Origin of the sequence: Pseudomonas carassii (assembly GCF_036324045.1) — a bacterium.
In the GTDB taxonomy this organism is placed as follows: Bacteria; Pseudomonadota; Gammaproteobacteria; order Pseudomonadales; family Pseudomonadaceae; genus Aquipseudomonas; species Aquipseudomonas peradeniyensis.
In genome coordinates this window covers 28982-42198 of the sequence record NZ_JAZDCT010000032.1, presented here as the reverse complement: position 1 = coordinate 42198, position 13217 = coordinate 28982, and the positions used below count along the sequence as shown (strand labels likewise).

Genomic DNA, 13217 nt, shown 5'->3' with positions numbered 1-13217 from the left:
GCTGTTCCAGCCGGTCAGGGCCAGCAGGCCGGTCAGGACCAGGACCAGGCCGAAGCCCAGGCCGAGTTTGAGGTTGACGCTGATATTGGCGAACCAACTGTTCATGCACGCTCTCCCAGAGAATGATTTCGCTCACTTGATCTCAAAAGCTGGGCGTTGTTGTTGTCAGATAGCCCGCAGATTTGTGTAGGACTTATCGGCAAAGAGGGGAGAAGCTGAAACGCTTTTTCAGCAAATTTGTAACTTGTTGAATACGTTTGTGTTTTTGATGTGGTCAATCGCGGGTGCACACCCAGTGCGCACCTGCGGGCGCGCACTGGGCTGCGCGTGATATCAAAGGCTACGCGCGCTGAAGGTGTCGCATTGGTTCACGTCGCCACTGGAAAACCCGGCCTTGAACCAGCGCACACGCTGTTGCGAAGTGCCGTGGGTGAACGAGTCGGGCACTACCCGGCCTTGCCCCTGCTGCTGCAGGCGATCGTCACCGATGGCATTGGCGGCGTTCAGCGCTTCTTCCACATCCCCCGGTTCCAGCCAGTTCAGGCGTTTCTGCGCCTGGTAGGCCCAGACTCCGGCCAGGCAGTCGGCCTGCAGTTCCTGGCGTACCAGCAGGCCGTTGTCGCCTTCCATGCGCTGGCCATTGCGGCGCGCGGCGTCGACCTTGGCCGAGACGCCGAGCAGGGTCTGCACGTGGTGGCCGATTTCGTGGGCGATCACGTAGGCCTGGGCGAAATCGCCGGCAGCCTTGAAGCGGGTTTCCATTTCACGGAAGAAGGTCATGTCCAGGTACACGCGCTGATCACCCGGGCAGTAGAACGGCCCGACCGCCGACGAGGCGAAGCCGCAGGCAGAATTGACCTGGCCGCTGAACAGCACCAGCTTGGGATCGCGGTACTGCTTGCCGGCCTGGGCGAACAGCGCCTTCCAGGTGTCCTCGGTGTCGCCGAGGATCGAGGCGACGAACTCGGCCTGCTCGTCGTTGGCCGGCGGCGCCTTGCCGTCGACATTGACCGGAGCGGTTTGCTGTTGCTCCATCTGCCCGGCCAGCTGGCCGAGGATCTGCAACGGGTCCTGCCCGGTGAGCCAGCCGATGCCGACGATCAGCAGGATGGCGCCGAGCCCCAGGCCCTTGCCGCCGCCGAAGCGCATGCCGCCGCCGCCCCCTTCGCCGCGGGCATCGACCACGTTGTCGCTGCGTCGACCTTTTCGCCATTCCATGTAGAGCTCCCCGGTTTGTGAAACATGAAGTCAAAGATTAGTTCAGCGCTGCCCTCGGCGTCGCCTCGGTCGCTTGTGCATAACCAAATGGTTATGGCTAAGACCGCTGAATTCAATATTCATCCCGATTGGCCTGCCGGAAACTGCAAGTCCGCCTGCCACGCCCAGGCGTTCGACAATTCCAAGAGAGGAAACCGGCATGCCCGCCCAGGACACCAGCCGCTTCGTGATCCGTGATCGCAACTGGCACCCCAAGGCCTTCACCCCCGACTACAAGACCTCGGTGGCGCGCTCGCCGCGCCAAGCGCTGGTCAGCATCCCGCAGTCGATCAGCGAAAGTACCGGCCCGGACTTTTCCCATCTGCGCTTCGGCGAGCACGACCATGACCTGTTGCTCAACTTCAACCACGGCGGCCTGCCAATCGGCGAGCGCATCATCGTCGCCGGGCGCGTTGTCGACCAGTACGGCAAGCCGGTGCCCAATACCTTGGTGGAGATGTGGCAGGCCAATGCCGGCGGCCGCTACCGGCACAAGAACGACCGCTACCTGGCCCCGCTCGACCCGAACTTCGGCGGTGTCGGCCGTTGCCTGACCGACCGCGACGGCTACTACAGCTTCCGCACCATCAAGCCCGGTCCATACCCGTGGCGCAACGGCCCCAACGACTGGCGCCCGGCGCATATCCACTTCTCCGTCAGCGGGCCGTCGATCGCCACCAAGCTGATCACCCAGTTGTACTTCGAGGGCGATCCGCTGATTCCGCTGTGCCCGATCGTCAAGTCGATCGCCAACCCCGAGGCGGTCCAGCGGCTGATCGCCAGGCTCGACATGAGCCACGCCAACCCCATGGATTGCCTGGCCTACCGCTTCGACATCGTCCTGCGCGGTCAGCGCCAGACCCACTTCGAAAACCGCTGAGGAGGCCCGTCATGCCTATCGAATTGCTGCCGGAAACCCCTTCGCAGACCGCCGGCCCCTATGTGCACATCGGCCTGGCCCTGGAGGCGGCGGGCAACCCGACCCGCGACCAGGAAATCTGGAACCGCCTGGCCAGGCCGGATGCGCCGGGCGAACATATCCTCTTGCTCGGCCAGGTGTACGATGGCAACGGCCACCTGGTGCGCGACTCTTTCCTGGAGGTCTGGCAGGCCGATGCCGATGGCCACTACCAGGATGAGTTCAACCACGAGAACGCCTTCAACAGCTTCGGCCGCACCGCGACCACCTTCGACGCCGGCGAATGGACGCTGCACACGGTCAAGCCGGGTGTGGTGAACAACGCCGCGGGTGTGCCGATGGCACCGCACATCAACATCAGCCTGTTTGCCCGGGGGATCAATATTCACCTGCATACGCGCCTGTACTTCGATGATGAGGGCGAGGCGAACGCCAGATGCCCGGTGCTCAACCTGATCGAGCAGCCGCAGCGGCGCGAGACGCTGATCGCCAGGCGTTGCGAGGTGGAGGGGAAGACGGCGTATCGGTTCGATATCCGGATTCAGGGGGAAGGGGAGACGGTGTTCTTCGATTTCTGACAGAAACCACTGGGGCCGCTTTGCGGCCCATCGCGACACAAGGCCGCTCCTACAGGGAATAGCAAACCCCTGTGGGAGCGGCCTTGTGTCGCGATGGGCTGCAAGGCAGCCCCGACGATCTGAAGGTCAGCGCCGAACCAGCAGCACGCCGCTTTCCATGTGATGGGTGTACGGGAACTGGTCGAACAGCGCACAGCGTTCGATACGGTGGGTATCTTGCAGCTGGGCGATGTTCTGCGCCAGGGTCTCTGGGTTGCACGAGATGTACAGGATGCGCTCGAAGCGTCGGGTCAGCTCGCAGGTGTCCGGGTCCATGCCGGCGCGCGGCGGGTCGACGAACACGGTGCCGAAGTCGTAGCTTTTCAGGTCGATGCCTTCCAGGCGACGGAACGGGCGGACCTCGTTCAGCGCCTGGGTCAGCTCCTCGGCCGACAGGCGCACCAGGCGCACGTTGTCCACGCCGTTCTCGTCGAGGTTGTGCAGGGCGGCGTTGACCGAGGTCTTGCTGATCTCGGTGGCCAGCACCTGGCGCGCGCGGGTCGCCAGCGGCAGGGTGAAGTTGCCGTTGCCGCAGTACAGCTCCAGCAGGTCGTCCTGGCGCTCGCCCATGGCCTCGAAGGCCCAGCCGAGCATCTTCTGGTTCACCGCACCGTTGGGCTGGGTGAAGGCGCCTTCGGGCTGGCGATAGCTGAAGGTGCGCCCGGCGATGTCGAGTTTTTCCACGGCGTAGTCGCGGCCGATCACCACGCGCTTGCCCTTGGAGCGGCCGATCACGCTGACGTTCAGGTCGCTGGCCAGTTGCTGCGCGGCCGCTTCCCAGGCGTCGTCCAGAGGGCGGTGATAGCACAGGGTGACCATTGCATCACCGGCCAGGGTAGTGAGGAACTCGACCTGGAACAGGCGGTTGTTCAATGCCTCGTTGCCCTGCCAGGCGGCCTTCAGGCGTGGCATCAGTTCATTGATGCGCTCGCTGGCGATGGGGAAATCGTCGATCAGGATAGCCTTGTGTTTCTCGCCCGGCGCAAACATCGCGTAATGGCGCTGGCCGCCTTCGCGCCACAGGCGGAACTCGGCGCGCAGGCGATAGTGGTCTCGAGGCGAGTCGAATACCGCCGGCTCCGGCGCGCCAAACGGCGCCAGCAGCTCGCGCAGGCGGGCGGCCTTGGCCGCCAGTTGCGCGTCGTATTGTGAAGGATCCAGGACAGCACTCATGCGGGGAACCAGCCCAGCTTGATGACGAACAGGATCGACAGGATCACCAGCGCCGGGTTCAGGTCGCGGTGACGGCCGGAGATCAGCTTGATGGCGGTCCAGGCGATGAAACCGAAGGCGATGCCGTTGGCGATCGAATAGGTCAGCGGCATGGCCAGGGCGGTCACCACTACCGGCGCGGCTTCGGTGACGTCGTCCCAGTTGATCTCGGCCAGGCCCGAGGCCATCAGCACGGCGACGAACAGCAGGGCCGGCGCGGTGGCGAAGGCTGGCACGCTGCCGGCCAGCGGGGCGAAGAACAGCGCCAGCAGGAACAGGACGGCGACCACGATGGCGGTCAGGCCAGTGCGCCCGCCCGCGCTCACGCCCGCCGCCGACTCGATGTAGCTGGTGGTGGTCGAGGTGCCCAGCAGGGAACCGGCCATGGCGGCAGTACTGTCGGCGATCAGGGCGCGGCCCATCTTCGGCATGTGGCCGTCCTTGCCCATCAGGCCGGCGCGCTTGGCCACGCCGATCAGGGTGCCGGAGTTGTCGAACAGGTCGACGAACAGGAAGGCGAAGATCACGCTGATCAGGCCGACGTCGAGGGCGCCGGCGATGTCCAGCTGCAGGAAGGTCGGGGCCAGCGACGGCGGCATCGAGACCACGCCGCCGAATGGGGTGACGCCCATCGCGATCGAGGCCACGGTCACCGCCAGGATGCCGATCAGCACCGCGCCGCGGACCTTCAGCGACTCGAGGGCGACAATCAGGAAGAAGCCCAGGGTGGCGAGGATCGGCGCTGGTTTGCTGAGGTCGCCCAGGCCCACCAGGGTGGCCGGGTTATCGACGACGATACCCGCGTTATGCAGGGCGATCAGCGCCAGGAACAGGCCGATACCGGCGGCGATGGCCGAGCGCAGTGGCAGCGGGATGCTGTTCACGATCCACTCGCGGATGCGGAAGATCGACAGCAGGAAGAACAGCACCGCCGAGAGGAACACCGCGCCCAGCGCCACCTGCCAGGTGTGGCCCATGTGCAGGACCACGGTGTAGGTGAAGAAGGCGTTCAGGCCCATGCCCGGCGCCAGGGCGATCGGGTAGTTGGCGATGATGCCCATGGTCACCGAGCCGATGGCCGCGGCCAGGCACGTGGCGACGAACAGCGCGCCCTTGTCCATGCCGGTCTCGCCGAGGATGCTCGGGTTGACGAACAGGATGTAGGCCATGGCCAGGAAGGTGGTGACGCCCGCGAGAATCTCGGTGCGCACATTGGTGTCGTGTGCTTTTAGTTGAAACAGCCTTTCCAGCATGCCTGCTCCCCGGGCGCCCTCGCGCCGTGAATGTATCGACCCCAACAGCAAAGCACAGACCGTACCGGATACCGTGGTTTTGTGCGGGGCGGAAAAAAGCCGCGCATCATACCAGCATGGATGGCGGGGGCCTATGGCCATTGGGGAGAGGGTTTTCTCCAGCCTGTGCCGGCCCTTTCGCGGGCAAGCCCGCTCCCACAGATTTTTCACTGGGCCTGAGGGCGGCGCGATCCCTGTGGGAGCGGGTTTACCCGCGAAGAGGCCGGCACAGGCAACCGATCAGCCGTTATGCATACGGTCCCGATGGGTCAGCGTCGGGAACAGCTTCATCCACACCCCGGTCACCACCAGTGTGCCCAAGCCGCCGAGCACCACCGCTGGCACTGTGCCAAACCAGTGCGCGGTAACGCCCGACTCGAACTCGCCGAGCTGGTTCGAGGCACCGATGAACAACCCGTTCACCGCGCTCACCCGGCCGCGCATCTCGTCTGGCGTTTCCAACTGCACGAAGGCGCTGCGGATGACCATGCTGATCATGTCCGCCGCGCCCAGCACCACCAGTACCGCCAGGGAGAACCAGAACGAAGTGGACAGGCCGAAAGCGATGGTCGCGACGCCAAATATACCCACTGCGGTGAACATGGTCAGACCCACCTTGCGTTCCACCGGGAAGCGCGCCAGCCACAACGACATAAGCAATGCCCCGACGGCGGGCGCCGAGCGCAACAGGCCCAGGCCCCAGGCGCCGGTGAGCAGGATGTCCTTGGCGAACACCGGCAGCAGCGCGGTGGCGCCACCGAGCAGCACGGCGAACAGGTCCAGCGAGATCGCGCCGAGGATATCCGGGCGACTGCGGATGAAGCGGATCCCGGCCAGCAGCGAGTCGAGGTTGGCCCTGCCTGGCTGCGGCTGTTGACGACGGGCATCGAGGCTCAGGGTCAAAAGGCAGGCGATGAGATAGAGGGCTACGGTCGGACCGTACACCCAGGTACTGCCGAGGGCGTAGAGCAGGCCGCCCACCGCCGGGGCGACGATGGTCGCCGCCTGGGAGGCCGATGCCGAGGCCGCCACCGCGCGCGGGAACAGCCCGGGTGGCACCACGTTGGGCAGCAGGGCCTGGGTTGCCGGCATCTCGAACGAGCGGGCGGCACCCAGCAGGAAGGCCAGCACGAAGATCAGTTCACGGCTGACGTTGTCGGTAAAGCTGCCCACGGCCAGCGCCAGGGCGATCAGCGCCTGCAGGGTCTGGCACAGGGCGGCGACCTTGCGTCGGTCGTAGCGGTCGGCGACATGCCCGGTGTGCAGCATGAACAGTACCCGCGGGGCGAACTCGACCAGCCCGACCAGGCCCAGGTCGAGCACATTGCCGGTGAGCTGGTAGAGGTGCCAGCCGATGGCCACGGTGAGCATCTGGAAGCCACTGGCGGTGAATACGCGGGCCAGCCAGAAGGCGAGGAAGGGGCGGTGATGGCGCAGCAATTGCGGGGCGGAATCGGACATCGGGGAGCCTGCAGCCTCGGAGATAGAGGGGCCAGAAGAGTAACATCTGTTTGTAACAAATAGTTGCTGAAAGCCGTGTGGATCAACTTTCCACACGCAAAAAAAGAGGGTGAGGCAACCGGTCACGCGGCAATCAACCACACATCCGGATGGGGCATTCGGGACTATGCTTCCATTCAGTCGTTGACCTGGATCAATCGTTCCAGATGCAACGATCTTGGCCCTTGGGCCGGAATCCCCGCGATCGAACAGAACAATTCCAACGCGCCGCACTCGATACCCGTGGGGGCAGTGGGCGACAGGCCATGAGCCCGGTCGCCGGATTACCTGAAGAGGAAGCACCATGTTCGGATTGGAAGCCTTAGAGCTCGCCCGAATCCAGTTTGCCTTTACCGTGTCCTTTCACATCCTGTTCCCGGCCATCACCATTGGCCTGGCGAGCTACCTGGCGGTCCTCGAAGGCCTTTGGCTGAAGACCGGCGACAATACCTACCGTGACCTCTACCACTTCTGGTCGAAGATCTTCGCCGTCAACTTCGGCATGGGCGTGGTCTCGGGCCTGGTCATGGCCTACCAGTTCGGCACCAACTGGAGCCAGTTCTCCGACTTCGCCGGGTCCATCACCGGTCCATTACTTACTTACGAGGTCTTGACGGCCTTCTTCCTCGAGGCCGGTTTCCTCGGTGTCATGCTGTTCGGCTGGAACCGTGTCGGGCGTGGCCTGCACTTTTTCGCCACGTGCATGGTGGCACTCGGCACGCTGATGTCGACGTTCTGGATCCTCGCCTCCAACAGCTGGATGCAGACGCCCCAGGGCTACGAGATCGTCAATGGCCAGGTGATCCCGGTGGACTGGATCGCGGTGATCTTCAACCCGTCCTTCCCCTACCGGCTGATGCACATGGCCACCGCGGCCTTCGTCGCCACCGCGTTCTTCGTCGGCGCCTCGGCGGCCTGGCACCTGCTGCGCGGGCGTGACAACCCGGCGGTGCGCAAGATGCTGTCGATGGCCATGTGGATGGCCCTGATCGTCGCGCCGGTACAGGCGGTGATCGGTGACTTCCATGGCTTGAATACCCTCAAGCACCAGCCGGTGAAGATCGCGGCCATCGAAGGCCACTGGGAGAACAAGCCCGGCGAGCCGACTCCGCTGATCCTGTTCGGCATCCCTGACATGAAAGCCGAGACCACGCGCTTCAAGATCGAGATCCCGGCGCTCGGCAGCCTGATCCTTACCCACAGCCTGGACAAGCAGGTCCCGGCGATGAAGGACTTCCCGCCTGAGGATCGGCCCAACTCGACCATCGTGTTCTGGTCGTTCCGGATCATGGTCGGGCTAGGCATGCTGATGATCTTCGTCGGCCTGTGGAGCCTGTGGCTGCGCAAGCGCGGCACGCTGTACAGCTCGCGTCCGTTCCTCTACCTGACCTTGTGGATGGGCCCGTCCGGGTTGATCGCCATTCTCGCCGGCTGGTTCACCACCGAGGTCGGTCGCCAGCCCTGGGTGGTCTACGGGCTGATGCGTACCGCCGATGGGGTGTCCAACCATAGCTACGCGCAACTGGGCTTCACCCTGGTGATGTTCGTGGTGGTCTACTTCGCCCTGTTCGGCACCGGCATCGGCTACATGATGCGCCTGGTGCGCAAAGGGCCGAAGACCGGCGAAGGCGAGGAGCACACCCCAGGTGGCCCTGGCCAGAAACGCACGCCGGCGCGGCCACTGTCCGCCGCCGATGAAGGCCATGAGGCCGAGTCCAGCAGCCTGAGCAAGGGGAACTGAGATGGGTATCGATCTTCCGCTGATCTGGGCCGTGATCATCATCTTCGGCGTCATGATGTACGTGGTGATGGATGGTTTCGACCTGGGAATCGGCATGCTCTTCCCGTTCGTCCAGGACGAGCGTGACCGTGATGTGATGATGAACACCGTCGCCCCGGTATGGGACGGCAACGAGACCTGGCTGGTGCTGGGCGGCGCGGCGCTGTTCGGCGCCTTCCCGCTGGCCTACTCGGTGGTGCTGGAGGCGCTGTACCTGCCTTTGATCCTGATGCTGGTGGGCCTGATCTTCCGTGGCGTGGCCTTCGAGTTCCGCTTCAAGGCCCGGGCCAATAAACGCCACATCTGGGACAAGGCGTTCATCTGGGGTTCGCTGGTGGCGACCTTCTTCCAGGGCGTGGCCCTGGGCGCCTTCATCGAGGGCTTCAAGGTGGTCGACCGCAAGTTCGTAGGCGGCACACTGGACTGGCTGACGCCGTTCACGCTGTTCAGTGGCCTGGGCCTGATCGTCGCCTACACCCTGCTGGGCTGCACCTGGTTGATCATGAAGACCGAAGGGCCGTTGCAGCAGAAGATGCACGACATGGCCCGGCCCCTGGCGCTGGTGCTGCTGGCGGTGATCGGCATCGTCAGCCTGTGGACGCCGATCGCCTACCCGCAGATCGCCGAGCGCTGGTTCAGCATGCCCAACCTGGTCTGGTTCATGCCGGTGCCGATCCTGGTGCTGGTGACCTTCTACGGCCTGCTGCGGGCGGTGGCGCGCAATGCCCATTACACACCGTTCCTGCTGACCCTGGTGCTGATCTTCCTGGGTTACAGCGGGCTGGGCATCAGCCTGTGGCCGAACATCATCCCGCCGTCGATCAGCATCTGGGACGCCGCGGCACCGCCGCAGAGCCAGGGCTTCATGCTGGTGGGCACGCTGTTCATCCTGCCGTTCATCCTGGGGTACACCTACTGGAGCTACTACGTGTTCCGCGGCAAGGTGACCCATGAAGATGGCTATCACTAGGAGCGCATCGTGATGAACGTCGAAGAGAAAAAGCCGCTGTGGCAACGCCTGGGTTGGCTGGTGCTGATCTGGGGACTGAGTGTGGCGGCGCTTGGGGTGGTGGCTTATGGCATGCGCATGTTCATGAGTGCGGCTGGCCTTAGTACCCACTAGGTTGCGAGGGCTGCGGTGCAGCCCGATCGCGGGACAAGCCCTCTCCTACAGGACCAGTAGGGGCGGGCTTTTCTCGTTTTCTACCAGGTTTTTATTTACGGGCTTTCAACACCACGAACTTCGGCGTCGCCGCCACCTGTTCGACACCCCGGAACAACCGCGCCAGCTTGCTGTGATAGCCCAGGTGGCGGTTGCCGACGATATACAGCGCGCCACCGACTTCCAGCGCCTCCCGGGCCTGCTGGAACATGCGCCAGGCGAGGAAGTCGCCCACCACCTGCTGCTGGTGGAATGGCGGGTTGCACAGCACCACGTCCAGCGATTGTTTCTCCTGGCCGGCCAGACCATCCGCGGCCCTGATCGTCACCTCGCGCTGCCCCAGCGCCGCCTGCCAGTTCTCCCGTGCCGACTGCACCGCCATGTACGATTCGTCGACCAGGGTGAACTGCGCATCCGGGTTGGCCAGGGCGCAGGCGATCGCCAGCACGCCATTGCCACAGCCCAGATCGGCGACCTGGGCATGGCCCAGGTCGCGTGGCAGGTGCGGCAGGAAAGCGCGGGTACCGATGTCCAGGCCTTCGCGGCAGAACACGTTGGCGTGGTTGACCAGTTCCAGGGCCGGGCTGTCCAGAAGGTAGCGGCTGGGGTAGGGGGAGCGTGCGGCCGGGCGTTCGCCGACGCTGGCAATCAGCAGACGCGCTTTCTTCTGCGCCAGCGACGCCTGGACCGGGCCGATGTACTTCTCCATCAGATCGCCGGCTGCGCGGGGCAGGTGCTTGATCATGGCCCCGGCGATCACCTGGGCGCCGGGCGCCAGTTGGCCCTGCAGGCGGATCAGCTGTTCCTCGAGCAGGGCCAGGGTCTTGGGCACGCGTACCAGCACGCGGTCGAACGGGCCTTGGAAGGTCTTGCTGGCTGGGATGAAGGGCACGCTGTCGAACGGCTTGCCGTTACCCGCCAGGTTCTTCTCCAGGGCCAGGTGCGCCAGATGCGAGTCGCCGCTACTGCTCACCTGCACATGCCCCGCAAGGCTCGCGGCCAGGGCGCCGAAGCTGTCGTTGAGCACCAGCACCTTGCAGCTCACCTGCGGTGCCTGGGCGGCCAGGTGTTCCAGCAGGTACTGGTCGGCGGCGTCGAAGGCCAGCAGCGGGTCGTTGGCCTGGGCCGGCTGGCGGATCAGGTCGAGGTCGGCGAAGGGGCTGTTGAACAGGGGCATGGCGTGGGGCTCTGCTGCGAATCCTGCCCGGCGCGCTGTGCGGCGGGCTTGCGGCGGGTGATTCTACAGGGCTTTGCGCCTGGACGGGGGACGGGCTGTCAGAGCAGGCCGCGCAGGGCGGCGATGGCAATGGCGCCGGCTTTGTTGGAGGCGTTGGTCTTGGTGATCACGCTGCGAATGTGGAAGTTCACGGTGCTGGTGGACAACGAGAGGATCATCGCCACATCGGCGGCGGTCTTGCCGGCGGCGGACCACTTGAGCACTTCGAGTTCCCGGTCGCTCAACTGCGGCACCGGGTTGTACTTCTCCAGGTGGTGCGCGCCGAGCACGGCGTGCATGGTGTTGCACAGCCACATCACCTGTGCGCTTTTTTCGAACAGTTCCTCACGGGTGACCACACCCAGTGGCCTGGAGACGCTCAACTGGCTTTCGTTGTGTTGCTGGTCGTGCACCGACTGGCTCCAGCCATGGGTCATGCCATGTGCCGAAGCGGCTTCACGCAGGTGGGGGACTTCGCTGAACAACTCATCACACCAGACCAGCGGCATTGTGGTTTGGTGGCATTTTGATACCGTCGGATCTATCTTGATGAGGTCTTCAGCCTGGTAGCGCTCATTCCAGGTGCTTGGGTAGTTGTTGTACAGGATCACTTGTGGGCCGCGAGCGGCGACATGCAGGTGCAGCGAAAGGCCGACAAACTCCATGCCCAGTTGCTTGGTCAATGCAACGGCACGGTCAAAAAACTGCTTCGGCTGTCGCTCATTCAGCATCTGCTGAAGTTCTTCACTGTTCCAATGTGGCATTGATGAAGCTCCCTTTGCTTCGCGCTGGATCCAAAGTCAGCATTGCACGGAACGAAGTGTAGGAAATCTCCTAACTCTGTGCTGGGTTTTTTTGTTATAGCTGGCGCGTTTTCTTAGCTGATTGCGAGCAGTCCCAGCGATACCTTACAAACCGACGGTGTTTATCTCCGCTGCTTTGCGCGACACTACGCGCATCTGTTCCATGGAGCCCGTCATGACCGCCAGCGCCGACAAATTTACCCGCCAGACCCTGCTCGACGTCCAGCCCCTGACGCCCAACCTGTTCTCCCTGCGTGTCACCCGCGATGCCGGTTTCCGTTTCCGCGCCGGTCAATTCGCTCGCCTGGGGGTGAGCAAGGCCGATGGCAGTGTCGCCTGGCGCGCCTATTCCATGGTCAGCGCGCCCCATGACGAGTTCCTCGACTTCTTCTCCATCGTGGTACCGGGTGGTGAATTCACCAGTGAGCTGAGCCGCCTGGGCGAGGGCGACACCCTGCTGATCGACCGCCAGGCGTTCGGCTACCTGACCCTCGACCGTTTCGTCGGCGGTCGCGACCTGTGGCTGCTGGCCACCGGCACCGGCATTGCGCCGTTCATGTCGATCCTGCAGGACTTCGAGGCCTGGGAGCGTTTCGACAACATCAAGCTGGTGTACTCGGTGCGCGAGGCGAAGGAGCTGGCGTACGTGGACGAGATCGCCGCGCTGGAGCAACGCGACTACCTGGCGGAGTTCGCGGGCAAGCTGCAGTTCATTCCGGTGGTGACCCGAGAGCAGCATCCGGGCGCATTGAATGCGCGGATCACCACGCTGATCGAGAACGGTGAGCTGGAAAAGGCGGCGGGGTTGGCGCTGTCGCCGGAGCATTCGCGGATCATGCTGTGCGGCAACCCAGAGATGATCGACGAGACGCGCAAGGTGCTCAAGGCGCGTGACCTGCAGTTGAGCCTGAGCAAGCGGCCGGGGCAGGTGGCGGTGGAGAACTACTGGTAAGGCACAACAGCGCCTGTGGGATCGTCGCCACTGGGGCCGCCGCAAAGCGGCCCCAGTCGTTTTGTGCTTCAGGGCTGGCGGTTCTGCGCCTTGAGCAGGTCGCGAATCTCGGTCAGCAGGGTTTCCTCGGCGCTCGGCACCGGCGGTGCGGTCGGGGCCACGGCTTCTTCGCGCTTGAGGCGGTTGATCACCTTCACCCCCATGAAGATGGCGAAGGCGACGATGATGAAGTCGAGGATGGTCTGGATGAACTTGCCATAGGCCATTACCACGGCTGGCACATCGCCTTCGGCGGCCTTGAGCGTGATCGCCAGGTCGCTGAAGTCCACGCCGCCGATCAGCAGGCCAATGGGGGGCATGATCACGTCGCCGACAAAGGACGAGACGATCTTGCCGAACGCCGCGCCGATGATGATACCTACCGCCATGTCGACGACATTTCCCTTGACCGCGAAGGCCTTGAATTCACTGAGCATACCCATGCTGTATTCCTTTGTTACGAATGGA

General features: G+C 64.0%; 13 protein-coding genes. 6 read left to right on the top strand and 7 right to left on the bottom strand.

Annotated features, from left to right (window positions below; genetic code table 11):
• Positions 1-333 precede the first annotated feature (333 nt).
• Entirely contained in the window at positions 334-1218 is an 885-nt protein-coding gene (gene ypfJ / locus V0R62_RS20930) for a KPN_02809 family neutral zinc metallopeptidase (protein ID WP_096049295.1), read from the bottom strand.
• Between the two features lie 199 nt (positions 1219-1417).
• Between ypfJ and pcaH the strand changes: the two genes are divergently transcribed.
• Together pcaH and pcaG are read left to right on the top strand one after the other, a co-directional pair.
• Positions 1418-2137, top strand: coding sequence for a protocatechuate 3,4-dioxygenase subunit beta (gene pcaH / locus V0R62_RS20925; RefSeq protein ID WP_330105043.1), 720 nt, complete (start codon positions 1418-1420; stop codon positions 2135-2137).
• Between the two features lie 11 nt (positions 2138-2148).
• Positions 2149-2754 carry a protocatechuate 3,4-dioxygenase subunit alpha gene (gene pcaG / locus V0R62_RS20920; protein WP_330105042.1) on the top strand — a complete coding sequence of 202 codons (606 nt, stop codon included), beginning with the start codon at positions 2149-2151 and terminating at the stop codon, positions 2752-2754.
• 126 nt (positions 2755-2880) lie between these two features.
• Here the strand turns inward: pcaG and trmA are convergent, their stop codons facing one another.
• The 3 genes from trmA to V0R62_RS20905 form a co-directional block, all read right to left on the bottom strand.
• Positions 2881-3966, bottom strand: a complete 1086-nt coding sequence (gene trmA, locus V0R62_RS20915; protein ID WP_330105041.1) for a tRNA (uridine(54)-C5)-methyltransferase TrmA — start codon at positions 3964-3966, stop codon at positions 2881-2883.
• Entirely contained in the window at positions 3963-5258 is a 1296-nt protein-coding gene (locus tag V0R62_RS20910) for an NCS2 family permease (RefSeq protein ID WP_110739369.1), read from the bottom strand. Before V0R62_RS20910 ends, trmA begins: the two co-directional genes overlap by 4 nt.
• Positions 5259-5537: 279 nt before the next feature.
• The gene (locus V0R62_RS20905) at positions 5538-6758 is read right to left on the bottom strand and encodes an MFS transporter (RefSeq protein WP_330105040.1); all 1221 of its coding nucleotides are present in this window, start codon (positions 6756-6758) and stop codon (positions 5538-5540) included.
• A 343-nt stretch (positions 6759-7101) separates the two neighbouring features.
• Between V0R62_RS20905 and V0R62_RS20900 the strand changes: the two genes are divergently transcribed.
• From V0R62_RS20900 to V0R62_RS20890, 3 genes are read left to right on the top strand one after another with little or no spacing between them, the layout of a single operon-like run.
• Positions 7102-8538, top strand: a complete 1437-nt coding sequence (locus V0R62_RS20900) for a cytochrome ubiquinol oxidase subunit I (RefSeq protein WP_330105039.1) — start codon at positions 7102-7104, stop codon at positions 8536-8538.
• Between the two features lies 1 nt (position 8539).
• A complete protein-coding gene (gene cydB, locus V0R62_RS20895; RefSeq protein ID WP_050706923.1) occupies positions 8540-9547 on the top strand; it encodes a cytochrome d ubiquinol oxidase subunit II in 1008 nt (335 codons plus the stop codon).
• 12 nt (positions 9548-9559) lie between these two features.
• A complete protein-coding gene (locus V0R62_RS20890; protein ID WP_036986195.1) occupies positions 9560-9700 on the top strand; it encodes a DUF2474 domain-containing protein in 141 nt (46 codons plus the stop codon).
• A gap of 91 nt (positions 9701-9791) precedes the next feature.
• Here the strand turns inward: V0R62_RS20890 and V0R62_RS20885 are convergent, their stop codons facing one another.
• Both V0R62_RS20885 and V0R62_RS20880 read right to left on the bottom strand, forming a co-directional pair.
• Positions 9792-10916 carry a methyltransferase gene (locus tag V0R62_RS20885; protein WP_330105038.1) on the bottom strand — a complete coding sequence of 375 codons (1125 nt, stop codon included), beginning with the start codon at positions 10914-10916 and terminating at the stop codon, positions 9792-9794.
• Between the two features lie 98 nt (positions 10917-11014).
• Positions 11015-11719: an autoinducer binding domain-containing protein gene (locus V0R62_RS20880; RefSeq protein ID WP_330105037.1), complete on the bottom strand. Its 705-nt coding sequence runs from the start codon at positions 11717-11719 to the stop codon at positions 11015-11017.
• A 214-nt stretch (positions 11720-11933) separates the two neighbouring features.
• Between V0R62_RS20880 and V0R62_RS20875 the strand changes: the two genes are divergently transcribed.
• Positions 11934-12710 carry a ferredoxin--NADP reductase gene (locus V0R62_RS20875; protein ID WP_062575235.1) on the top strand — a complete coding sequence of 259 codons (777 nt, stop codon included), beginning with the start codon at positions 11934-11936 and terminating at the stop codon, positions 12708-12710.
• A gap of 68 nt (positions 12711-12778) precedes the next feature.
• On the opposite strand, the gene mscL is transcribed toward V0R62_RS20875, so the two are convergent.
• Entirely contained in the window at positions 12779-13192 is a 414-nt protein-coding gene (gene mscL, locus V0R62_RS20870; RefSeq protein WP_050706920.1) for a large-conductance mechanosensitive channel protein MscL, read from the bottom strand.
• Positions 13193-13217 lie beyond the last annotated feature (25 nt).

Bases quoted from the DNA above. Each gene is read 5' to 3' on its own strand.
- V0R62_RS20890 (WP_036986195.1), top strand. From the start codon at position 9,560: ATGAACGTCGAAGAGAAAAAGCCGCTGTGGCAACGCCTGGGTTGGCTG.
- V0R62_RS20910 (WP_110739369.1), bottom strand. From the start codon at position 5,258: ATGCTGGAAAGGCTGTTTCAACTAAAAGCACACGACACCAATGTGCGC.
- V0R62_RS20880 (WP_330105037.1), bottom strand. From the start codon at position 11,719: ATGCCACATTGGAACAGTGAAGAACTTCAGCAGATGCTGAATGAGCGA.
- V0R62_RS20900 (WP_330105039.1), top strand. From the start codon at position 7,102: ATGTTCGGATTGGAAGCCTTAGAGCTCGCCCGAATCCAGTTTGCCTTT.
- pcaG (WP_330105042.1), top strand. From the start codon at position 2,149: ATGCCTATCGAATTGCTGCCGGAAACCCCTTCGCAGACCGCCGGCCCC.
- V0R62_RS20875 (WP_062575235.1), top strand. From the start codon at position 11,934: ATGACCGCCAGCGCCGACAAATTTACCCGCCAGACCCTGCTCGACGTC.
- cydB (WP_050706923.1), top strand. From the start codon at position 8,540: ATGGGTATCGATCTTCCGCTGATCTGGGCCGTGATCATCATCTTCGGC.
- mscL (WP_050706920.1), bottom strand. From the start codon at position 13,192: ATGGGTATGCTCAGTGAATTCAAGGCCTTCGCGGTCAAGGGAAATGTC.
- pcaH (WP_330105043.1), top strand. From the start codon at position 1,418: ATGCCCGCCCAGGACACCAGCCGCTTCGTGATCCGTGATCGCAACTGG.
- V0R62_RS20905 (WP_330105040.1), bottom strand. From the start codon at position 6,758: ATGTCCGATTCCGCCCCGCAATTGCTGCGCCATCACCGCCCCTTCCTC.
- trmA (WP_330105041.1), bottom strand. From the start codon at position 3,966: ATGAGTGCTGTCCTGGATCCTTCACAATACGACGCGCAACTGGCGGCC.
- ypfJ (WP_096049295.1), bottom strand. From the start codon at position 1,218: ATGGAATGGCGAAAAGGTCGACGCAGCGACAACGTGGTCGATGCCCGC.
- V0R62_RS20885 (WP_330105038.1), bottom strand. From the start codon at position 10,916: ATGCCCCTGTTCAACAGCCCCTTCGCCGACCTCGACCTGATCCGCCAG.